Here is a 22,995-nt window from a genome sequence, read left to right as displayed (position 1 = left end):
TACATGAAGACGTCTATTGTTGCCAAACTGGAGGCTCTGCAAGAGCGCCACGAAGAAGTGGAAGCTATGCTGGGTGATGCCGGTGTGATTGCCGATCAGGAACGCTTTCGCGCCTTATCTCGTGAGTATGCGCAGCTTACTGACGTGACCCGTTGTTTCCGCGAATGGCAGCAGGTTCAGGAAGATATCGAAACCGCCCAAATGATGCTGGATGACCCTGAAATGCGTGAAATGGCGCATGAAGAGTTAGTGCAGGCACGTGAGACGGCAGAACAGCTGGAGCAGCAGTTGCAGGTGTTACTGTTGCCAAAAGATCCCGATGATGAGCGCGCGTGCTTTGTTGAAGTTCGTGCAGGGACTGGCGGTGATGAAGCCGCTATTTTTGCAGGCGATCTGTTCCGTATGTACAGCCGCTTCGCCGAGACGCAGCGCTGGCGTGTAGAGATCATGAGCGCCAATGAAGGCGAACACGGTGGCTATAAAGAAGTGATTGCGCGTATTACCGGGGAAGGTGCCTATGGCCGCCTGAAATTCGAGTCTGGCGGTCACCGCGTGCAGCGTGTGCCAGAAACCGAATCGCAAGGGCGCATTCATACCTCCGCCTGTACCGTCGCGGTGATGCCTGAGTTACCGGAAGCTGAGCTGCCGGAAATCAATGCTGGCGATCTGAAAATCGATACCTTCCGTTCTTCGGGAGCGGGTGGTCAGCACGTTAACACCACCGATTCAGCAATTCGTATTACCCACCTGCCAACCGGGATAGTGGTGGAGTGTCAGGATGAGCGCTCGCAGCATAAAAACAAAGCGAAGGCATTAGCGGTACTTGGCGCACGTATCCATGCTGCCGAAATGGCGAAACGCCATGCGGTAGAGGCTTCAACGCGCCGTAACCTGTTAGGCAGTGGCGATCGTTCAGACCGTATCCGCACCTACAACTTCCCGCAGGGGCGCGTCACCGACCACCGTATCAACCTGACTATTTACCGTCTGGACGAAACCATGGAAGGGAAGCTGGATAGCCTGATTGAGCCGATTGTACAAGAGTACCAGGCGGATCAGCTGGCGGCTCTGGCTGGTCAAGATTGATGGAAATCCGCGTCTGGTTAAAGCAGGCGATAGCAGTGCTGGCGGGCGGTGAAAGCCCGAAACGTGATGCGGAGATTTTGCTGGGGTTTGTCACCGGCAAATCGCGGAGTTGGCTAGTGGCCTTTGACGACCACCAGTTGGACGCCACTCAACAGGCGCAGCTGGCTGAGTTGCTGGCGCGCCGCGCGCAGGGTGAACCGGTTGCGCATCTGGTGGGGCAGCGTGAGTTTTGGTCATTGCCGTTACGCGTTAACAACAGCACGTTAATTCCCCGTCCGGATACTGAAGTGCTGGTTGAGCAGGCGTTGCTGCGTCTGCCGTCCACTCCGGTCAAGGTGCTGGATCTGGGCACAGGCACCGGCGCGATAGCGCTGGCGCTGGCGAGTGAACGGCCGGATTGTCAGATTACCGGCCTTGACCGCATTCCTGCTGCTGTCGCACTGGCACAGGAAAACGCCGCACAGCTAGGGTTAACCAATGCTGAGTTCTGTCTGAGCCACTGGTTTGATGCACTTCCCGCCACGCGCTTCAGCGTGATTGTCAGCAATCCCCCTTATATCGATAGCCTGGATGAGCATCTCAGCCAGGGCGATGTCCGTTTTGAACCGCTGAGCGCGCTGGTGGCCGAAGAAGATGGCCTGGCCGATTTGCGTTTGCTGATTGTGCAGGCGGTAAACTGGCTCGAACCCGATGGCTGGCTGCTGCTGGAGCATGGCTGGCAGCAGGCTGAAGCGGTGCAACAATTGATGCACCAGCAGGGCTATCGCGCTATTGAGACCGTTGCCGATTACGGTGGTAATCCACGCGTTACGCTGGCCCAATCCCCCCGTTAACAGGATTTTTATGGCTACCTGGTATCCTCTGATTAAAAACCTTCATATTCTGACCGTTTTCATTACTGTCAGCCTGTTTTTATTGCGTTTTTACTGGCAGCGCACGGGCTCTGCCATGCTACAGCGCCGTTGGGTGCGCATTGCGCCGCACATTAATGATACGTTTTTGCTGCTTACCGGCGTATTGCTGGTGCTGATCACGCACTTTTATCCGTTCTCCCCACAGGGAAGCTGGCTGACGGAGAAGCTAATAGCGGTTATCATCTACATCGCCTTAGCGTCTGTGGCATTGAGCCGTCGCCAGCGTAGTACCAAAACGCGTTGGGTAGGCGGCGTGGTTGCACTGTTAGCGGTAATGGTCGTAATTGACCTGGCGGTGACAAAAATGCCGATTTTGGGGAGTGTATGACCTCGTTCGAACAGTTAGATTTTACCAATGCAAGGCTAAGTGAAGCGGTCATTGGTGCAACAGCCGCCATTCGCACTGATTTTTCAGTGAGCGGCACGGAACAGCAGTTGGCGGCACTGGTGGCAGAAGCACGGGAATATGTCAGCGGTGAACAGGAAGCCGATCAGCAGTTAGATAAGCTACTGGAGCTGTTCTATCAGAAGTGGGGTTTTGGCGGAGCCAGCGGTATCTATAATCTCTCTGACGTGCTGTGGCTGGATAACGTGCTGCAAACGCGTAAAGGTACAGCGGTGTCGCTCGGGGTGATTTTACTGCACATCGCTCATGAGCTGGAACTGCCGCTGATGCCGGTGATTTTCCCCACCCAGTTGATCCTGCGGGCTGACTGGCTGGATGAAGAGATGTGGCTGATTAATCCGTTCAACGGTGAAACGCTGGATACGCATATGCTGGAAGTGTGGCTAAAAGGCAATATCAGCCCGCTCGCACAACTGTATAAAGACGATCTGGATGAAGCTGGCACGGTTAACGTCATGCGCAAAATGCTCGACACGTTAAAGTCCGCGCTGATGGATGAGAAGCAGATGGAGCTGGCGCTGAACGTCAGCAAGGTTCTGCTCCAGATTGACCCGGAAGATCCGTACGAAATCCGCGATCGCGGGCTGATTTACGCTCAGCTGGAATGCGAGCACATCGCGCTGAACGATCTGACCTACTTTGTTGAACAGTGCCCGGAAGATCCGGTCAGTGAGATGATTAAAGTGCAGATCAACGCGATTGAACACAAACAGGTTACGCTGCACTAAGCGGCGCATAATGAACATTATTAAGGACTGAACATGTCGCAAAAAGTCGTGAACATTGGTGATATTCGGGTCGCAAACGATCTGCCGTTTGTCCTGTTTGGTGGGATGAACGTGCTGGAGTCGCGCGATCTGGCCATGCGCATCTGCGAACACTACGTGACCGTTACCCAAAAACTGGGTATTCCGTACGTGTTTAAAGCCTCATTCGACAAAGCGAACCGTTCTTCTATCCACTCTTACCGTGGCCCAGGCCTGGAAGAGGGGATGAAAATTTTCCAGGAACTGAAACAGACGTTTGGCGTAAAAATCATCACTGACGTGCATGAAGCCTCTCAGGCCCAGCCTGTTGCCGACGTGGTTGATGTGATTCAGCTGCCAGCCTTCCTCGCCCGTCAGACTGACCTGGTGGAAGCCATGGCGAAAACCGGCGCGGTGATCAACATCAAGAAGCCTCAGTTCGTTAGCCCAGGCCAGGTAGGCAACATCGTCGATAAGTTTATCGAAGGTGGCAACGATCAGATTATCCTGTGCGACCGTGGTAGCAACTTCGGTTATGACAACCTGGTGGTCGACATGCTGGGCTTCAACGTGATGAAGAACGTCAGCGGCAACAGCCCGGTGATCTTCGATGTGACCCACGCCCTGCAAACCCGCGATCCATTCGGTGCCGCTTCCGGTGGTCGTCGTGCTCAGGTGGCTGAACTGGCGCGTGCTGGTATGGCGGTTGGCATTGCCGGTCTGTTTATTGAAGCGCACCCGGAACCGAACAGCGCCAAGTGTGATGGCCCATCGGCCCTGCCGCTGGATAAGCTGGAGCCATTCCTGGCACAGATGAAAGCCATTGATGACCTGGTGAAGAGCTTCCCGGAGCTGGATACCAGTAACTGATCGACTTGCGTGATAAATGGCTTAATATTTAACGAGTTGTGATTTCCTGTTAGTTTTCTAATGCCAAGCCATCTCTAGCAGAGATGGCTTTTTATCGACATTCCTTCACTTTTATTGTTCAATATTAAAACATTCTCCCAGATATGCTATAATTGAAGATAAAGTCACTTTAATGTGACTTTATAAATTATTTATTCAAATCATTATTTTTGTGTTAATTGAAAATTTTCTTGAGAGGTGTCCTTAAAATCTTTAAATGAGGGTTTAAGAATGCCAAATGATTTAAAGAGTTCCTCCCTAAGTCACAATAGTCTTGAAACTATTTATGAAGATGCAGAGGCTACGTTTGAATACGCCTTCTATCAACGAGGGCTCTCAGAAAAAATCCATGATGACTACGCCTATTTAGAGAGGGTTTCTGAGGCAAAAAAATATATTAGCCATTATTTTACATGGACTCAGGCATGGTATGATTTTAGTCATGAAATAAAAGGAAGCTTTAAACGTGGCTGGAATGTGCTACGACATCGTAGTCTGTCTGAAGACGCGGATGTAAACCTCGATAATTTTAAAAAATTAAATGAGGCGATGCAACTGGTGATGGAGTACACGCTATTGTTACGCTTTCGAGAAAAATTCCCGACCTGGAATGATCGCGAAAGAATGTTGCTAAGCAAATTTATACTTCATCAGCCAGCACTGATTGAGACAATTGTTCACCTGGAGGAGGAGCTGGTTAAGCTTATCGCCATCAATCCTCATTTTGGCGTTGAAGGAAATATTATAAAACTATTTTCTGCAGAAGAGTATTCATCCTCTGAACTGTTTCCGGCACCTGATACTGGTTGGAGTTTGAAAAAATTCCTTTTTTTTGGTGCACTTATGCTAAGCCCTTACTCCCAGTCGGGTATACGTGAGACGCAAGCTGCCTTTCGTGATAAGCGCTACTGGAAGAGCATAAAGTCTGGTGATACTCAGCCCATAGATTCACTTTCATCATGGTTTTTGTCTTTCCTCTCACCCTCAGAAGAAAATAGCGGTCCTGATAATCTTTATAGCAGCCAATCAAATTTTTCGTTATCCCACCTGGCAAGCAGAATTAGTGGTTTTTTTAGCAAAAATCTGAATGCTATATATAATTATCGCCCGCCAAGTCTTTTTTTTGAACGTTACGCCATGGGTGATGAGCAACCCGCAGCGATCCCATTAGAGGAAAATACATTAAACGATGAAGAAGTAATGGGCGATAATGAACCTGTTTCACCTGAAATAAAACAGCTAAATCAGACGAATAGCGAACTCGCGGACATATTCAATAATATTCCTGAATATCCCAGGCCACGATATGCCAGTAATAGCCCTAACGCGGCAGTGCTACTTTCGAACGATGAGGATAAATATATAAAAAAAATCGAAAATTATTGGGGGGATATTAATGATCGCGCTATGATGCAAGCCAATAACAAAACCACCTTCAAGCATCATATGGGAGATAATTTGAGGTCACTTCTTAACGCTGCTAAAAGTACGGAAGTATTATCAAAAGAAGAATATGATGTTTTTTATAAGGCTTTTAAGTTTCCTAACAAGTCAACTCGTGAAGCCAGAACAAAATCTGCCGCCCCCCATATCTATTCCATTAGTGTCAGTTTTGAAAGAGATCGAAGCGTTTACTTTGATCTCCCAGGTGTTTTTTTTATTAAAGAAAATGAAATTAACTTCCCTAAGCAGGAAAACTTTGCGCAACGACAGGCAAGTACTGAGCGTGAAGACATGGTGTTACTTGTGGTTCCGGGTGAAAATATTGCGAAGTTTTCCTCAGTATCCGAGATGGAAAAGTTTTTACGTCCTCGGTTACGCACGCTGACAGATTTTGAAAATGTCAGGTATGAAACAGTTTGGTTTCCTAATGGATTTGATGGTGCAAGTGGGAATATGAGGTATTCAGAAATTCATGATTTATCGACATTCATTCCGCAATCTATTTTAGATCATATCAAGGCACGTATTGATTTTCTGACTGGGATTTTACAGATGGAGTATCATGCCAGAGCACCAACTGCAGAAAACGTGCAATTACGGATGAATCAGATTAAGGGGTGGGTCAAAAATCGGTTTGATATGAGTTTTGATATCAAAAATCTGCAAATGCAGCAACAAGAATTCGAAGAGAAAAATAGAAAACTAACGCGACTTAAAGAGAGGGTGGAAAAAGAAAAGCTTCCCTGGCTTAATGGGCTATCAATTGAAAATCAGCAGTCTTATTTTGAGGATAAGGATAATTACTTATTCGCAAGAGATAATTACTTGCTAGAAGAATCACCAGAGGTGACGAAGTTAGAATACGCGACTGATATAGTCGATGATTATCTTATTACTAATTACGATTTTTATAAATCTGCACAAGAGATTTTTGTCAATGTATCGCTTCCTACATTAGCTCATGTTCGTGAAAAACTACACCAGACGCTATCTTTGGCACAGATGGTATCCTTAGGATTACGCGGTGTTGAACCCGGGTTAGATTATGAAATAAAACCGGTAGAAGGAGAGAAACCGGCAATGACTGATGCAGAGTTGCGCAATATCCTGAATATTATGCATAGTCAAATTTCATACCATCAAGATATAATAAAATCACATCTTAATAAACCTGAACTTAAACGGGCTGGGATAGATCTTCGGGATGCAAGACTGCAACTATCCGCGAAAATAGCCCTATTACAGAGACATTTATCTAAGGATGCCTATGATGCAATTCAATCCTCACGAAGGGCAGTATCGACGACCAGTGGAACAAATGTTAATACCGTTAAATTGGACTTTTATATTAATGATAATTATTATGATAGTTTCGTTTTTAATGGGGCGTTGTTATTTAGGCTCAATACAAACAATATAAACTCTTATCATAGAATTCTTTACTTGCCAACTAAAAGCCTAAAAGAAAGAAACTTTTTCGAATTTAATGACGACGGCACACTTAATGCTATGATGCTGCGTTGGATAAAAGAGAACACCAAAGAAAACAGGAGTATGATAGAACTGATGAGTCTGCTGGAAAGAGATTCATTTGATAAAATCTCCACTGCTGTTCGCTTAGCGTCGAAAGCCTCCCTTGTTGTGAGACAAAATTTCATAGGCGATGAAGGTATACCCTATGATGACGTTATTTCATATCAGGAAGATGTCAACATATCTAATCTTAATGATTTTATGCGCTCTCCAGCTGAAACGCTGTCGAATGAAATGCAATCGGATAATTTAAGAAATCTAAAGTTCAAGGCCAATGTTCAAAATGAATTTATTTCTAAAAACGTTACTCTTTCATATAAGGATTTTACTCTGAACGCAATTGATAATTTATTGGCGCATCCTGATGGAGTAGAAATAAAAACTCAACTTGATGACATCATGGTTAACTTTGTCAATGGAGAGGAGAAAAGCTTGATGGATGTTGTTATGTATCATAAAAAAGAAGCAGTTAATATGTATAATGTTACATTTACTTATTCAGATGGAGAGGGGGTCGAATGGTTGAATAATAAATCCGAAATTGCACCTCCATCAAATGATGTACTGCTGAATAAATTATTCATGGATTCTGCGATTCCGAAAAACATGCCCTATAATTACTGGGGTTTAAGAATAGGATTGCTGATGCAAACACATTATAATGATTATGTTTCAGCCTTTAATGCTAAAACGAGAAGTGCTGCTGGGCGTAATAGCGTTAAACGAGATGAATGGATTGACGAGGCAATGTATAGCCGAATTCTCTATGATGCTGAGGAAGCAGTGATTACTGATACTCTCTCTGCTTCTCAAAAAACCCATCTTCTTAACCAGCTCATTTTACTTCGTGCAAAAATCACCAAAAAAAATGTGAGAGTCTATGAGCTTAGCCTTACCGAGGTTTCAAGCAGAAGTGCATTAGTTTTTGATCTTGCACCACATAATTCTCAACCAGACTATTTTTTATATACCCCCGCAGCAAAGGACGGTGTTAAGTTTCGCCCCTTCACTTTAGCTTCTTTAAAAAGAAGAAGTACGCAGGATGCTATCCTTAGCCACACGCCTTTGTCTGGTGCGAACTCGTTAGAACGTGCTTTTATTAACTTGCGAGAAGGTAATTTCCCCGACCCGAGGGGATTTAATAAGGTTGATTCATTGTCAGAAATTTTCTGGTTAGATAAACAAAGGTTTTTTTCTGATTTAGATACTATGAACCTGAATCCTAAGCCTTACCGTACAATAAAACTTAATTATTTCGCAATGCTAGGTTTTGATCCTGCAGACGCAGTGGTGCCTCTGTTTATGGGGTTGTTAAAACCATTAAGGTTTTTGAAAAATTTAAACTATAATAAAAAATTAGAAAGGTTTGGCAAATCAACGCATCAAAGTAAATCCGTGCAGAAAGTTAAAAATAAAAAAAGCTTTTTACAGGAAGAGCCCGTTGCTTTAAGTAATAAGCCAAAAGGTTTAAAAAAATACAACGGACAGAGCCCATTATTACAAGATACTTTCGTTGTGGAATCTCCGGCAGGATCGGCTAATAGCCATCGTTATTATATTAAAGAAAAGAGCAGGTACTACCAAGTGGTTTTGGATAGTGAAAATAATACGCTACGTGTAGTGAATCCCCGCAATCCAAAAAGTCAATATAAAAGACCGATTGTAAAAGATCGCCGTGGAGAATGGATTTACAATAAAAACACCAACAAACTTAGAGGCGGTCAGTTACCGGAGTTTGAGGATTCTGCGAGAAATTATCGATTTGTGGGTGAAGTAAAAAATGCGATGGATGATTATCTCGATTACGTAAAGGCACCATTAGACCCCGGTCTCAGCGCACGAGAAATTCTAGCCAAAATAGAGAAAGCAAAAATTGATTTACCAATACTGGAGCAAGCTGCAAAAGATCAAAACAGTAAACTTACTGATAATGCCAAAAATTTTCAAGACAGGCTCACACACGGTATTAAAATTGATGACGAGAGTTTCAGAAAGACATTTAAATCAGCCAGCACAGGTCTTGATAGTGATGTAAGCATTCTGGATAATGTTTTTAAAGAGAGCCGGGGGTTAGTAATAGGCGAAATCCATACTGAAACTGCTTCTGTGAAATTCCTAAAAGATAATATGGCCTCCCTGCAAAGAAATAATGTGAAGAAAATTTATCTCGAAGGCTTGATAGGCGATTATTTACAATCTGATTTGGATAATTTCTTTAATACCAATTATATGTCACCACGTCTTCAAAATGCGTTAGACAAGATGGATGGAGCTCCAGGCGTCAAAGGCTCTGGATATGGTAAGTACGATCTTGTTAAGGCTGCCAGAGAGCATGGTGTTGAAGTTGTCGGCATGGAAACACCAGGGGCAACGTCTGCATATGCCGGAGACGATGCAAAAAAAACAAGATTAAGAAACTACAATTACTACTCTTCACTTCTTATCTCAAATGATCAGGCGGAGAATGGTGCCAGTAACTGGATTGCTGTTGTAGGAAATCGACATGCAGCCAATACTGGGAGCGAGATTGGTCTAGCAGAACGTACAGGTGCTCTAAGTGCTGTGCTTTATAATAACAATGGTAATAGAAAGGTTCAGTTTGATGAATGGTTTAAGAAGGGAAGGTTCATTAAGCTGACCTTCCCGAATATACTTATCGGCTTATAAAACTACAACAGTAGTGGCAGTTGTGTGCCTCGCAGAAGTGCGAGGCACATAATGTTTATAACATAATGGTCAACAGATAGCCCGCAAACAGAGCCAGATGTGCGGCACCGTTTAAGACGTTGGTGCGCCCGGTAGAAAACGAGATGTGGCACAGGATCAGAACCGCACTCATCATCACCATCTGTGGTGGCTCAAGACCAAAGACCAGCTGCTGGCCGGTAAGGGTAGCGATAATCGAGACCGCCGGGACCGTCAGTGAGATGGTCGCCAGCACGGAGCCAAAGAACAGGTTCATCGCACGCTGTACCTGGTTAACCAGCACGGCTTTGATCGCCCCTAAACCTTCCGGTGAAAGAATCAGCAACGCCACGAGGAAACCGGTGAACTGAGCCGGCGCATTCAACTCAGTGAGTAAACCTTCCAGCGTATTGGCATTCATTTTGGTGACGCTGATAACCGCAATCAGATGGACGATCAGCCAAACCGTATGCCACAGGCTGCTGTGTGCCGAAGGCTTACCGTGGTGTGGATCGCCATCATCGCTGTCATCTTCATGTTCATACACAAACAGACTCTGGTGCGTTTTGGTCTGGATCAGCAGGAATACCCCGTACATTGCCGCAGAAATGGCAGCAATGATCAGCGCCTGCGCGGTGGTGAAGTTACCGCCGGGCAGGGCATTCGGGAACACCAGCACCAGTATTGCCAGCGGGAAAATAGCGATCAGATACTGTTTTACCCCGGCAAGGTTAACGTACTGCGTGGCAAATTTGCGCCCACCTAACAGCAGAGCAAAGCCCACCAGCCCGGAGGTGACAATCATGATGATGGAGTAGAGCGTATCGCGCATCAGCGCGGGGGCAGCATCGCCTGTGGCCATCAGGGCGGAGATCAGGCTGACTTCAAGGATCACCACCGACAGGCTCAGAATCAGTGAGCCATAGGGTTCGCCCAGACGGTGGGCCAGCACATCCGCATGGCGGACGACGCTGAAAGCACTGCTAAGAATGGCGACCAGGGCCAGTAAGTTAACCCCAATCAGCAGGGGCAGTGAGTGAGGGGCGGTAAGGAAACTCAGAATGCCGAGCGTTACCAACGGAAAAATCAGGGAGTATTCGGTATGACGGGTCTTTTCATGTGCGGCCATGTTCTCTCCTCGGTGCAAGGTCGCGGAACCGGTTACCTGTACGTGCCAGGTTAAGCGGCATAAGTGTAACGTCAACCGTGTTTTTGCTGGGGAAGCTTTACGGTTTTTTACTTCTTGACGGTTTTATTCCCTGTGACGCCTTTTTTATCCTGTTTTCTCCTCGCCATCTTGGTTAATCAGTAAGTTAAATTTTATGTTTATTTCGCATTTTTCTGCGCCTTTAACGCGCTCTGATACACATGGATAGCGACAAAAATCATAATGGTATAAGTAAATCCTCTAAAGAGGCGGTTGGTCTGTTTTTCCTGCAAGGCCTGGCTTTGACGCATCGCTATCTGGCGCGGGAAGTCCTTCATAGCGTAGCAAAAATGCGCAGTCATGGCGTTTTTGTCAGGTTGAAAACCGGTTTTACTGTTGCGTGGGTTAGGCAGTAGATGCGCTTTTCCCATAACTTTACTGCGTGATTATAAGTCTGGTCTTGAAAGCGTTGCGGAAAATGCATTAATGTCATTGAAGCGCAATAAGAAAGTCATGTAGCAACGCGAGAGCGTTTAACCGAGTGAGGAGGTCGCATTGTTAACCCGAGAATTTTTGTTAAAAGCTGACTGCAAAACCTCGTTTGGTGAAATTGATGAGAGCTTGCTGTGGAGCGCAGAGAAACGCGCATCGTCACTGGCTGCGACCCTGTCATGCCGTCCGGATGCCAGTCCGGTGTGGATTTTTGGCTATGGCTCGCTGATGTGGAACCCGATTTTCGAGGCAGAAGAGGTGGCCGCAGGGCGCCTGAATGGCTGGCATCGTGCCTTTTGCCTCCGGCTGCTCGCCGGGCGCGGCAGCGCTGACTATCCCGGCAGAATGCTGGCGCTTAAACAGGGCGGTGAAACCAGCGGACTGGCGTTTCGGTTACCCGAGGCGCATCTCTACGATGAGCTGGAACTGCTGTGGAAGCGAGAAATGATCACCGGCTGCTACCTGCCCACTTGGTGCGAACTCAGCCTGGACGATGGGCGTAAGGTGACGGCTCTGGTGTTTATCATGGACCCGCGCCATCCGCTGTATGAGGCAGACTCCTGTGCTTCAATTGTTGCGCCGCTGATTGCTCACGCGACCGGCCCGCTGGGCTCTAATGCGCAGTATCTGTTCTCCCTTGAACAAGAACTGGCAAAACGCGGCATGGAAGAAGAGAGCCTCAGCTTGCTGGCACAGCAGGTGCGACAACTTCAATCCGGCCGTGCGGCCGGATAAGTCCTACCCCTTACCTGGCGCAATCAGCCAGGTACCGGCATGGGTAATGGTTAACGACTGACGGCGTACACTGCTGCCCTTGCCAATTTCAAACTGATAATCTCCTGCTGGCAGACTCAGCGCAGCAAAACCATTGCTGCTGGCTTTGACGGCCAGCTTTTGCCCGTTCAGCGTAATCGTCTCGTTGGCTGCCAGCGGTAAGTAGACGGTGGCTAATGACGGTGCCGCGACGGGCCTGGCGGCAGAGGTTACGGGCAGGGGCATCACATTCGCTGGCTGACGCTTCACCAGCCACACCGTAACCCCCACAGCCAATACCGCCACCGCAGCCACGCAGGTTAAGAGTGGGGAGAGGCGGCGAACGGGCTTGATGGGCAGAGATTCTGCCATGGGGGCCGTTGGATTGATGGCGACGACAACCGGTTCTGCCGGTTCGCGTGGCGCTTTTTCTACCGCGGCAGGCGTGAGTTTGCCAATCACGCTTTCAACATCGCTGACCGGTAAATGAATCAGGCTGGCAAATTCATCAATGGTGGCCGGACGATCCTGTGGCTTCATCGCCAGTGCCCGGTCAATGGCATGCAGCAACGGCAGCGAGAAGCCCTGTAGCCCACGTTGCGTCAATGACTGGTAGCTATCCTCAATACAGCGCACTACGCTGGCTGGCGGTGGCGTGCCAACAATCAGGCTGTGTAATACTGCACCTAACGCGTAGATATCGGTCCATGGACCTTGATCGCTTTCTGCCTCTTCACTGTATTGCTCTATGGGCGCGAAACCCGGTTTCAACATGATCTCGGTTTCGTCCGACAGATTACCAATCTCTTTGCGCGCTGAGCCGAAATCCAGCAACACCGGCAATTGGTTTTCCTGAATCTGGATATTATCCAGCGAGATATCACGGTGCAGATAGCCTTCACGGTGGATGGTGCTGATGGCACCAAACAGCGGGGGCAGGAGACGGCGTATCCAGGCTTCATCAATGGTGGCAGGGCTTTGCTGCTGCCACGCTTTCAGGGTCATCCCGCTGTAATACAGCGTGCACATATAGGCGGTGCCGTTCTGCTCCCAAAAGCGCAGCACATGCAATAAGCCAGGGTGATTGAAGCGCGCCAGCAGACGCGACTCCTGGATAAAACTGTTGAGACCGGCGCTGAATAGCTTCTGGAAACGCTCACCGCGCAGCACCAGATCATGGCCTTCTTCTGAGCGCATCGCCAGTGATACCGGCATGTACTCTTTGATCGCCACAGTGCGTTCCAGTTGGTGATCCCAGGCGCGATAGACAATGCCAAAACCACCACCGCCAATCACATCCTGAATCTCAAACTCGTTAAAGCGAAAGCCGGCTGGCAGGGCGCCGGGAATTGTCGTTGTAGTGTTATTTGCCGACATAGAATACTCTCTGAACATGCCCCACGCGGCGATGCGTAACGGGCGATGCAGGCTAATTAATCAATGTTACGCCAGGCACCGATCGCAGGATCAACCAGATCCGCATGTAAGGTGTCGATCAATAACACATGCATTTTCTGCTGTGGTACCCCATTTTCTGACCACAGTTTGAGTTGTTCAGCAATACGTTGTTGCAGCGCGCTGTCAGTTTGCTGCGCAGTGGGTTTCGCGGCCTTGATGAGCAGCGTGCCATCAAAACGCCAGACGTGATGTTGATGATCAAACGGGAGAACTAGCCAACTCTGTTGTGCATCGCTACGCGTGACAATAATGCGCTGATTATTGGCCGAGACCACCTGTAACGGTGTGGTGGCGCTGCGCAGGTTTTCCAGCGGATACCCCTGCTCAAACGTCACGGTAAGCGGGACGTTTTGCGCCGAGTCGGTCAGGCTTAATGTGGTATCGCCCTGGAGCCAACCTTCTGATGTACAGCGATTCTGTGCCGCATCCGGTATAAACAGCGCGCTGTCAGAACCTGACCACCAGGTGCGGAAGTGGCAACCGCTGGGCAGATCGAAACGCACCAGTGGCGTGGTATCTGCCATCGGGGAGAGATCCAACGGAGCAGCATTACTGGCACCAGGATGTGCGGTGCTGTCAGCTGTGACCACCGGTGCCCACTCCTGGGCTTTGCTGGCGGTGCCACTGGCTAAGAGGGTGCCTTGCTGGTTGGTCATGTGCCACGGCAGGGTGGTCAACTTGCTACACTGATTTGCCAGCAAACGGCCCACCTGGGGCAGAAAGGCGTTAAGTACGCTCACACTCTGCTCTTTTTCCGTGACGATGCGTAGCGGCAGCGTGGTTTTACACCAGTCTTCAGGCGCATTGCTCTGCACGTTATCGATATACACCTCCAGCGCCTGGCGAGGCGAGTAGACCGCACGATAATCTTCGGCCTGCACGCTGCAGGCAAGGAACATGACCACGAGGCCGGACAGCCACACTTTCATCAACAATCTCCGGAAAACCCCGCCATCATTAGCGTGGTGCAATCAATAAAGCGCTGACATTATGTGCGACGGGGCAACAATTGCTCAGCATCTGCCTGCGAGTAAATCAGGGTGGTCTCTTCTGGTTCGCCAACCCAGATGCCCATCGCACTGAGGTTATCGCTTTTTGTAACCGTATCGAGCCTGTGCGCCATCAGGGTCAGCCACTCATCACAGCGGGTGACCATTCGCAGGGCTTGCGCCATGGTCTCGCCCGGTAAATGACGCCAGAAGCCATCACTACAGACAATGAAAGCGTCACCATCTTCCAGCGGTAAGGGAAGTGACTGGCTTACCCCACGAGGCTGCGCGATACCGAGCGCATTATAGAGTAAATTACTGTTAATGCCGGAATTTTCATAGCCTGCATCATGCAGTTGCTGCGCCAGGCTATGGTCACGGGTGACCTGGTTTAGCTCCCCATGGCAAAAGGAGTAAACCCTGCTGTCGCCTGCGTGTGCCCACCATACCTGTGCATTAAGACGGTCGATAAATAGTGCCGCAACGGTAGTACTCATCTGTGAAAATTTCGGATTACTTCGCTGTGCCTGCTGTAGTTTTTGCTGGCACTGCTTGAACACTTCCCCGGTCAATGCGGGAGTGAGATGCAGTGCCTGGCTGAGCTGCTTCAGCAACGTATCGCAGACAAGTTGCGCTGCCACTGCGCCGCCATCAGTACCCGCGACACCATCACAAATAATAAAAATGGCGCGATCTTCGGTGACGTGCGCCGCATAACGATCCTGATTTTCCGGGCGTTCACCCTGTTGCGAACAGATAGCCCAGTCAATCTTCACGCGTCTTCTCCTCGCGTTTGCGAGTCTTTGTACTGGTTCACTTCCATTTCATAGGCGCGCAGGAAGGCCTCGCCAAACAAGGTGTGGAAATCATCTTCAATCTCCCCAGCTGTGCGCTGATAGTGGCGAGTAAAGGCATCCCACAGCGCGGCTTTACGTGCGGTGCTGAGGGCAATTTTGGGCAATACCCCTTCATTGCGTGCCTGCTCTTCCAGGCGTTGCGGGTTAAAGGATTGCAACATGGCGGCGATGATGGCGCGAATGCCGGTGATCATACCGAGTTGGTGTGCCTGGAGATCGACTAATGCATCACGTACTGCCTGCTCGGGGGGCATAAACCCGGGGAACTGGCCCTGATAAATCTGCATCAGGGCGGCTTTCCCCGAGGGCAGAATTTTAAACGGGTTATTGGCCTCATTGAGAATCATGGTGAGGTCGGCTTTGACGCCCCGTTTCAGAATGGTGCGGGAAGAGAGTAGGGCCACGGTTCCCTGAGAAAACAGGCTCAACAGCCGGCCCGTGGTATACATCTGTTCTTCATCCAGTGGCGTCGTCTGGCCGTTGTTCAACCCCATCCCCGCGATTAACGCGGCAATCAGCTTATCCGCGTCGCCGTAAGCTGCGCTCTGCTGCGCCACTGCTGTCGCAGGAAGCGGGTCGATATCTAACCGGGCTTCGGCATGGCCAGCAGGACGCGGCACCGCAGGCTCATCCAGTGGCGGTGCGGGGGAGAAGGTTTCGTGCATCTCCAGCGGGTCATGGCTGCTGTCGGCGAGATCGAACAGGGCGAGAGGATCATCCCGGATCACGGCTGCCTGCGCAGGATCGGTGACCGCAATGACGTAATGGCCAATTTCCAGCCGATCGCCATGGTGGAGAACCACCTGTTCGCCACGCGCCAGAGGGCTGCCATTATGCATTACCCGGCTCACACTGCCCTGATTGGTCAGACGGCACTCGCCATCGGCCGAAAGATGAATTAAAGCCTGTAGACGCGAAATGGCTCGCGCAGTGTCGGGCAGTACCAGGTCATTCTCCTGGCTGCGTCCAATGGTGCCACCAGGGGGGTGAAACACCACCGTATTTCCAACCCGGGTTTCATCACCGCTCTCAAGGGTAAATTGCATCTGATATCCCATCATCATGCTATTCGAACATCGGCGGATACAGGCCATTACGCCCCGGTTTCGCGCCTGCTGCCGGATTAAATAGTAGGGTAAAGAGTTCTGCTGTCAGACTGCCGCCGTGTTTGTGCGTTGCGTGTGGGAAGCCATCGCTGCGGTTACTCCACCAGTAGCTAAACGGCAGCCGTGGGTTAAAATCTTCCGCCACTTCACGCCAGCTCAGGGTACACGGCAAGTCGGCGTAGCCAATCACATCCATAATGTCTGAGGGCTGGGTTTCCGGCACCATCAGGGGAACCTGATTTTGCAGCAAGCGTTCTAACCCATCCGCTGGCAGGGCATCCTGCACGGCATGCAGCAGTGTCGCACCCAGTTCATCAAACCACTCGCCGGAAATACGCAACTGCGCAGGATGCCAGCGATCCACAGGGATGCTGTGTAGGGCCAGCAGGGGCCAGATGCGACCGACCCGATCGCGCGAGGGCAGCAGGCAACCCATCTGCACCTGACGCGTGCCCGGTGTCACCGGCAGGACAAAATTCCACACTGGCGCGCGCATAAAGCCCGCTGTCGTGGCATGGTCATCGTTTTGGCGCAGCAATAGCCCCTGCTGAAACCAGTGATTCCAGGGGGCAATCAAGGCTTCTGGCATACGCTGGTGCAGGAAATCGCCCATTGCGGGTAATTTACCGTACCAGCCGGGCGTCATATGTTTAGCCCTTTTCACTTGGTTACTCCTTCTCCCGCACCGGAACACTCCCTACCGCCGCCAGGTGAGGCGTTTCACCGGCGTGTTTGAGGTTGTCCGCCAGTTTACGCATCATCAGCGCGTTATCGCTGGCGTAAGGTGAAGATTGTATCTGCTGATCGAGTAACTGACTGAGGTGCCAGTCAAGCTGTTGCAGATCGCGTGCGGTAATGTCGGCAGGCAGCGATTTCTGCAAATTTTGCATGATCCAACTGCGCAAAAAGGCACCGTCATAGTTACGCGGTTGATAGAGCATCTGATAGGCGCGCAATGCATTACGACTGTAGCTGTCATCATCGCCTTTATCATCCCGCAGCAGGTTGGTAATTTGCTGGGCGACGCGCGGTAGCAACAGGGATTTCAACGCATTCTGGTACAGCCTCCAGGTCGCATCACTCATTTGTGTACCACGGTAGAGCCCGGCGCGCATCGTCAACGGCGGGTTGTCCAGGGAAAAGCGGTCTGACAACGGCAGCTTGACCAAATCATTCAGGAACGGCAGCAGATCAAACAAATTATCTGACGGTTGCTGCACCACTGCACGACTTTCACGTTGAATATGCGGGATGCGTTCCACGATCGAAGACAAGTAGCGCTGATTCTGCTGATAACTGATCCCCCACAAGCCACACAGCAGCAGCAGGGCACCCGTCAGGATGCCATAACCAATCCAGTGGAACAGCTGGTTACGGTACTCCCAGTGACGATTGCTACCCGCCAGTCCACTCTCGCGGAACACCAGATCGTTGAGCAGGTCGCGAATAAAAAAGCTCTGCTGGCGATTGCCCGGAATGGGGTTGCTGCGGTTGACCGTATTCCACGAGGCAATTGACTGGCTGCTCTCCTGCGGGATCTGCAACTTACGATTGAGATGGCCCATGATACGGTCAAACGGCAACCCTTCCTGGGTACCGCTGGTGAAGAACAGTCCGCGCACGCTCCAGCGCGTGTTCTCCTCTTTGGGCGAGCACAGGACATCAAGGTACTCATTTAACAGGGCGCGTAACGAAGCGAACTCCTGCGGGAACAGGAAGCACTCCGCGCGTTGATTCAGGTCACGTGAGCTGGCCATATGACCGGCTAACTGCTGCTGAAGCTGGCGTTCAAGGCGTAAATATTGCTGATTAAAATGCTGATGCCAGTCATGACGCTGGGATTTGCCCGCTTCCCAGGGGAAAGTAAAGCCCCAGATGGCCTCGCGCTGTTGTTTGTCCAGCGTCGAATAAAAGCTCATAAAGCCTTTCAGCAGGTCGGTCTTGGTGACCATGACATACACCGGGAAATGGATGCCGGTTTGCTGATGCAGTTCTTCAAGACGATTGCGCAACGCGCTGGCTTGCTCAAATCGCGCATCGGCTGAATCACTCAGCAGATCTGCCACGCTGACGGTCAGAATCACGCCGTTGATCGGCTGGCGAGTACGGTAGTGCTTCAGCAAACGGATGAAGCTGGACCATTCGCTGGCATCACGGTTGCGCTGGCTCTCTTGCAGGCTATAGCGTCCGGCGGTATCAATCAGTACCGCACGGTCGGTAAACCACCAGTCGCAGTGGCGAGTACCGCCGACGCCACGAATAGCGGCTTCACCGTGGCTATCGGTGAGAGGGAATTCCAGCCCCGCGTTGAGCAAAGCGGTGGTTTTACCCGCACCCGGCGCACCAATCACCATGTACCACGGCAACTGATACAGGTAGCCGGTTTGATAGCGAGCCAGCCAGCCACCAGGTGCCGTTCGATTGAACTGGCGGCGTTTAAGCTGGATCAGGGCATCGGTAAACCGTTGCGTGAGCAGCGCTTCATTGGCCTGAACATCCTGTATCTCGTCATGCTGCCCATCCTGAAGTTGTTTGAGCAGCTGACCGTTGGCTCTGGCACGCCAGATTGCCGGTAACAGCTTAAACAGCAGCCAAATTACGATCAGCGTGAAGATAGCGACCCAGCGTCCGCTGGTGAGTTCTAATGGACGGCTTTCGCCCCAGCTGAACAGGGGGCCGAGTAGCCAGATAACGCAGCAGAGCGCAGCAACACTAATGAAACTCCATAGCAGTCGATGCGTTAGAAAAGCAGCACGCATCACGGCGCTCCTTGAGAGAGATTTTGACTTTCCGGGGCGGCGTACAGTGTAATTTCTACCCGACGATTGCGGGCACGGTTCTCACTGCTGTCATTGGGCTGGAGCGGATTACTGTCCCCACGGCCCTCGGTACGGATGGCGTGGTTGTCAGCCAGTTGCAGACTAAGCACTTGTCCCAACGCGCGCGCGCGGGCAAACGAAAATTCGTAGCTGGAAGCGAATCGTCCCTGAACCGGGCGGTTATCGGTATACACAGACACCAGAATGGTCCCTTTAATATCTTTCATAGCGGTCGCAACGCGCGCCAGTAGGGCGCGTCCCACCGGATTGATTACCGTGCCGTCAGCGGCAAACAGCTTATCGGCAGGGATAATGACTTTGCTGCCAAATGCGCCGTCGCTGACCTGAAGCTGCCCAGCGGCGATCACATCACTCAGGCGCTGATGCAGATCCAGTAATGCCTGAGGCGAAGCGGGCCTTCTGCCCGCGACAATCTGCGGCAGTGGCAACTGGTAAATCGTGCGCAGTAACGGGCCACTTTCAGTGCCCAGACGCCAGTTAAGACCTGAATAGACCAGGCTTGCCAGCAGCACGGCCACGGTAGCGCAAGCCCAGAGTGGGATCATGGGACGCGTTAACGAGCTGGCTAACGGGTGAACCTCAACCTGGGGTTTTGCCTGAGTGATGGCGCTACTACGCGTATTAGCGATCAGCTGTGCCAGACGTTGTCGCAGAGCCTCGCACTGTTCAGTCCCGTTCCCCGTATCGCGATAGCGTCCTTCATAGCCGAGCAGCAGGCAGTAGTGCATCACTTCCAGTAGCCAGAGGTGCGTTTGCGGTTTTTGTGAAATGCGCGCCAGCAGTTGGAAAAATTTCTCGCCGCCATCATTTTCATTGTGGAAGGTAACCAACATGCCATTGCCAGACCAGACGCCGCGCGTTCCCCATGGCGTCTGCGCAGCGGCTTCGTCCAGTACGCTGCACAGGCAGTAGCGGGCACCAATGATCATTTCAAACGGCAAGCCAGACTGTTTGCTGCGCTGCTCAAACTGGCGGATTTCATCAATCAGTAGCTGACGTAGGCTCGCAGGATCGTCGTGTGTCGCTGCCTGGCGAATTTGCACTACGGCATTCAGCAGCGGAGCCGCAGCCTGTAGTAAGAGGTTATCGCTGCCTGAGACTTTATTCTCAGGCGCACTGTGTTGCTGCGTCATTCAGTTACATTCTTCCAGAGCCTGATTGCTCTCTCATCGGACAAGGTTGGACAAATAAAACGGGCTTGTGTGCCGCAAAAGGGCATCAGTCCAGAATCCAGGTCGCGGTGTTTTTGCTACGGCAGGCTTTGTTATCACCGCCTACATTAACGCACTCTTGGGTCGTTTTACGCGGGCGTGGGCGATCGTTACGCAGCGTGGCAGCATAACGGCTGCTTTCGACACCGGCTTTAGTCGGCACATAGCCGATGAGCGGTCCATCAGGCTGATCGGCAATTGCCAGCCAGTGATGCTCAACCTCGCCTAACACAAAGAATGGCTTGCTGTTTGTCAGCGTACGCACCACCTGACCGCTGTAGTCAGGCGTAGTCATGACCGAGGCTGCATACAAGGCACGCCAGGTTTGATTCAGTGGCGTGAATTCATGAGGGGCGGATACCGCATAGCGGTGGACCAGTTTAACCCCGTTAATCTCACTGGTGACCAGCGTGTCGTCTGCGGGTTTTGCAGGTGGCGCTTTACAGCTGGCCAGGCTCAACACTGCGATCAGCGTTAATATAAGACGCTTTTTCACCATAATCCTCATGATCGTCATCGAAAAAAGGGTCATATAACATTGGGATAGTTCTGGTGCTCAGTCTACCTAAGACTTTTAGGATTTTAAACCATTGCACTTCATGAGAAGGCGTGTCAGGCCGCTGTTTAATCAACTCTGGCGAATAAAGTGTGATCAGGCAACGGGTTGAATTATAAATTTATCTTTACTGTTTCTTTGGGAAACTCAGAGTACTCCAGGCCGGCGTGAGGTTCAGCCCAGTGCAGTGTTAATTAATCGTAAATTTCATTTATTACTTTGCGCTGTCATATCGCTTCGGTTGGTGAATATCTGATCAGATATTTCAGATAAAACATGTCCTGAGCGTAGAGGATATTCGCACCACCCTGATTTGGGCCAGGTTGATGTGCTAAGGTAATCGATATTGCTCACTTTCACCCTGTTACATTGTTGCTATGCGTTTTATCTTCGTTCGTTGTTCATCACTCCTTCTCCTGCTGGTTGGCACCCACGCTGACGCGTGGCAATCCAGCCTTGATAAGCTTTCATCGTCGCCTCTCGACGAGAGTGACGCACATTTACTGCACATGGAGCATAACCTGCCGCAGCTAGGCAGTGATGCGAGCAGCGATGACAGTGACTGGAGTAAAAAGCTCGCGACCATTGCGCAGAGTATCGCCACCGCCAGTGAGCAGAGCAGTGACGATGACTCATTTGGTCACGAAGCCAGCGTCTGGGCGTTTAACCATTTTCGCGATGAAGTGGCTGAACGGGTTGCTAGCGAGGGAGCCTCGTTGCTTTCGCCGTATGGCACCGCAGAGATTGGCTTACAGGTCGATATGGCGGGAAATTTCACCGGTTCAGAAGCCACCTTGCTCAGCCCGCTGCAGGACCGGAAGTCCTTTCTGACCTATAGCCAGCTCGGCATCAGTGAAAGCGATCAGGGGCCGGTTGGCAGTGCAGGCCTTGGCCAGCGCTGGATGGCCGGAAGCTGGTTGCTGGGCTACAACGCATTTATCGATCGCAGCGCACGCAGTGGTTTACAGCGGGGTTCAGTGGGGACTGAAGCCTGGGGAAATTTCCTGCGCTTATCGGCGAACTACTATTATCCGCTCAGTAGCTGGCGGGGCGGCAGCAGCGGAGTAGAGCAGCGGATGGCGCGTGGCTACGATATTACCAGCCAGAGCTATTTGCCTTTTTATCGTCAGTTAGGTTTTAGCCTGAGCTATCAGCAATTCCTCGGTGACAACATCGATCTGTTTAATAGTGGGACGTTGTACCACAACCCCGCCGCGTTCTCGTTAGGCGTCTCTTACACGCCGGTTCCTTTAGTCACTTTTTCTGCCAGCCACAAGGCCAGCAGTGACGGGGAAACGCAGGATGTCTTTGGTCTGAAGCTCAACTATCGCTTTGGTGCGTCACTCCAGCAGATGTTAGATCCCGCCAACGTCGCGGTAGTACGTTCGCTACGCGGCAGCTGGCTAGATCGTGTGACCCGCAGCGATCAGCCGGTTTATCAGTATCGTCAACGTAAGTCTTTATCGGTATTTCTGGCTACGCCACCGTGGCAGCTTAATCCGCAGGAGAGTGTGCAACTGGTTTTACAGGTCCACAGTGCTAATCCGATTGTTAAGCTGCTATGGCAAGGTGATACCCAGGCGCTGAGCCTGACACCCCCCGCAGACAACACCAGTACCAGCGGGTGGTCGGTGATTATGCCCGCCTGGGATAATTCGCCCGGTGCGTCAAACCGTTATCGTCTTACGGTGACGTTGCAGGACAGCAAACAGCAGCGTGTCACCTCTAACGAAATTGTGCTGGCGCTTCAGCCGCCGATGCAGCTTGACCAGGGCGAGGATGATAATCAATTTGATATTTTGGCACCTGGGCCTTAATCGCAGAAGCAATAAAGCCTGATGTTGCGGCATCAGGCTTGGGGACG

Annotated in this window: 18 protein-coding genes; 8 read left to right on the top strand and 10 right to left on the bottom strand. The window is 50.7% G+C overall.

What is annotated here, in order from left to right; all coding sequences use genetic code 11:
* Positions 1-3: 3 nt before the first annotated feature.
* The 6 genes from prfA (at position 4) to B880_RS0118945 (ending at position 9,704) form a co-directional block, all read left to right on the top strand.
* Entirely contained in the window at positions 4-1,086 is a 1,083-nt protein-coding gene (prfA, locus tag B880_RS0118970; RefSeq protein WP_017349036.1) for a peptide chain release factor 1, read from the top strand.
* Positions 1,086-1,919 (top strand): peptide chain release factor N(5)-glutamine methyltransferase, encoded by an 834-nt coding sequence (gene prmC / locus B880_RS0118965; RefSeq protein WP_017349035.1) that lies wholly within the window; start codon positions 1,086-1,088, stop codon positions 1,917-1,919. The genes prfA and prmC overlap by 1 nt, the downstream gene beginning before the upstream one ends.
* 10 nt (positions 1,920-1,929) lie before the next feature.
* Positions 1,930-2,328 (top strand): SirB2 family protein, encoded by a 399-nt coding sequence (locus B880_RS0118960; protein ID WP_017349034.1) that lies wholly within the window; start codon positions 1,930-1,932, stop codon positions 2,326-2,328.
* Positions 2,325-3,134, top strand: coding sequence for an invasion regulator SirB1 (gene sirB1, locus B880_RS0118955; RefSeq protein WP_017349033.1), 810 nt, complete (start codon positions 2,325-2,327; stop codon positions 3,132-3,134). The genes B880_RS0118960 and sirB1 overlap by 4 nt, the downstream gene beginning before the upstream one ends.
* Before the next feature lie 33 nt (positions 3,135-3,167).
* Positions 3,168-4,022 carry a 3-deoxy-8-phosphooctulonate synthase gene (kdsA, locus tag B880_RS0118950; protein WP_017349032.1) on the top strand — a complete coding sequence of 285 codons (855 nt, stop codon included), beginning with the start codon at positions 3,168-3,170 and terminating at the stop codon, positions 4,020-4,022.
* A gap of 270 nt (positions 4,023-4,292) precedes the next feature.
* Positions 4,293-9,704 (top strand): membrane-targeted effector domain-containing toxin, encoded by a 5,412-nt coding sequence (locus B880_RS0118945; protein ID WP_017349031.1) that lies wholly within the window; start codon positions 4,293-4,295, stop codon positions 9,702-9,704.
* Between the two features lie 55 nt (positions 9,705-9,759).
* On the opposite strand, the gene chaA is transcribed toward B880_RS0118945, so the two are convergent.
* Positions 9,760-10,851, bottom strand: a complete 1,092-nt coding sequence (gene chaA / locus B880_RS0118940) for a sodium-potassium/proton antiporter ChaA (protein ID WP_017349030.1) — start codon at positions 10,849-10,851, stop codon at positions 9,760-9,762.
* A gap of 197 nt (positions 10,852-11,048) precedes the next feature.
* A complete protein-coding gene (locus B880_RS0118935) occupies positions 11,049-11,300 on the bottom strand; it encodes a hypothetical protein (protein ID WP_017349029.1) in 252 nt (83 codons plus the stop codon).
* Between the two features lie 124 nt (positions 11,301-11,424).
* Between B880_RS0118935 and B880_RS0118930 the strand changes: the two genes are divergently transcribed.
* The gene (locus B880_RS0118930) at positions 11,425-12,096 is read left to right on the top strand and encodes a gamma-glutamylcyclotransferase (RefSeq protein ID WP_017349028.1); all 672 of its coding nucleotides are present in this window, start codon (positions 11,425-11,427) and stop codon (positions 12,094-12,096) included.
* A gap of 3 nt (positions 12,097-12,099) precedes the next feature.
* Here the strand turns inward: B880_RS0118930 and B880_RS0118925 are convergent, their stop codons facing one another.
* From B880_RS0118925 to B880_RS0118890, 8 genes are all read right to left on the bottom strand, one after another.
* Positions 12,100-13,491, bottom strand: a complete 1,392-nt coding sequence (locus B880_RS0118925) for a serine/threonine protein kinase (RefSeq protein WP_017349027.1) — start codon at positions 13,489-13,491, stop codon at positions 12,100-12,102.
* A 56-nt stretch (positions 13,492-13,547) separates the two neighbouring features.
* Positions 13,548-14,501 carry a hypothetical protein gene (locus B880_RS0118920; RefSeq protein ID WP_017349026.1) on the bottom strand — a complete coding sequence of 318 codons (954 nt, stop codon included), beginning with the start codon at positions 14,499-14,501 and terminating at the stop codon, positions 13,548-13,550.
* Positions 14,502-14,560: 59 nt separating this feature from the next.
* The gene (locus tag B880_RS0118915; protein WP_017349025.1) at positions 14,561-15,337 is read right to left on the bottom strand and encodes a PP2C family protein-serine/threonine phosphatase; all 777 of its coding nucleotides are present in this window, start codon (positions 15,335-15,337) and stop codon (positions 14,561-14,563) included.
* Entirely contained in the window at positions 15,334-16,464 is a 1,131-nt protein-coding gene (tagH, locus tag B880_RS0118910) for a type VI secretion system-associated FHA domain protein TagH (RefSeq protein WP_017349024.1), read from the bottom strand. The genes B880_RS0118915 and tagH overlap by 4 nt, the downstream gene beginning before the upstream one ends.
* A gap of 19 nt (positions 16,465-16,483) precedes the next feature.
* On the bottom strand, positions 16,484-17,170 hold the full coding sequence (gene tagF, locus B880_RS0118905; protein WP_017349023.1) for a type VI secretion system-associated protein TagF: 687 nt from the start codon (positions 17,168-17,170) through the stop codon (positions 16,484-16,486).
* Positions 17,171-17,192: 22 nt separating this feature from the next.
* Entirely contained in the window at positions 17,193-19,283 is a 2,091-nt protein-coding gene (gene tssM, locus B880_RS0118900) for a type VI secretion system membrane subunit TssM (RefSeq protein WP_017349022.1), read from the bottom strand.
* Complete coding sequence (gene icmH / locus B880_RS0118895; RefSeq protein ID WP_017349021.1) at positions 19,283-20,497, bottom strand: type IVB secretion system protein IcmH/DotU; 1,215 nt, start codon at positions 20,495-20,497, stop codon at positions 19,283-19,285. Before icmH ends, tssM begins: the two co-directional genes overlap by 1 nt.
* Before the next feature lie 85 nt (positions 20,498-20,582).
* Positions 20,583-21,074, bottom strand: a complete 492-nt coding sequence (locus B880_RS0118890; RefSeq protein WP_017349020.1) for a hypothetical protein — start codon at positions 21,072-21,074, stop codon at positions 20,583-20,585.
* A gap of 434 nt (positions 21,075-21,508) precedes the next feature.
* Here B880_RS0118890 and B880_RS0118885 point away from each other — a divergent pair, with 434 nt between their 5' ends.
* Positions 21,509-22,948, top strand: coding sequence for a YchO/YchP family invasin (locus tag B880_RS0118885; RefSeq protein ID WP_036646392.1), 1,440 nt, complete (start codon positions 21,509-21,511; stop codon positions 22,946-22,948).
* Positions 22,949-22,995: the final 47 nt, after the last annotated feature.

Origin of the sequence: Pantoea sp. A4, from assembly GCF_000295955.2 — a bacterium.
GTDB lineage: Bacteria > Pseudomonadota > Gammaproteobacteria > Enterobacterales > Enterobacteriaceae > Pantoea > Pantoea multigeneris.
Note: the sequence above shows the minus strand (reverse complement) of the source record. Positions and strands in the feature narration are given on the sequence as shown.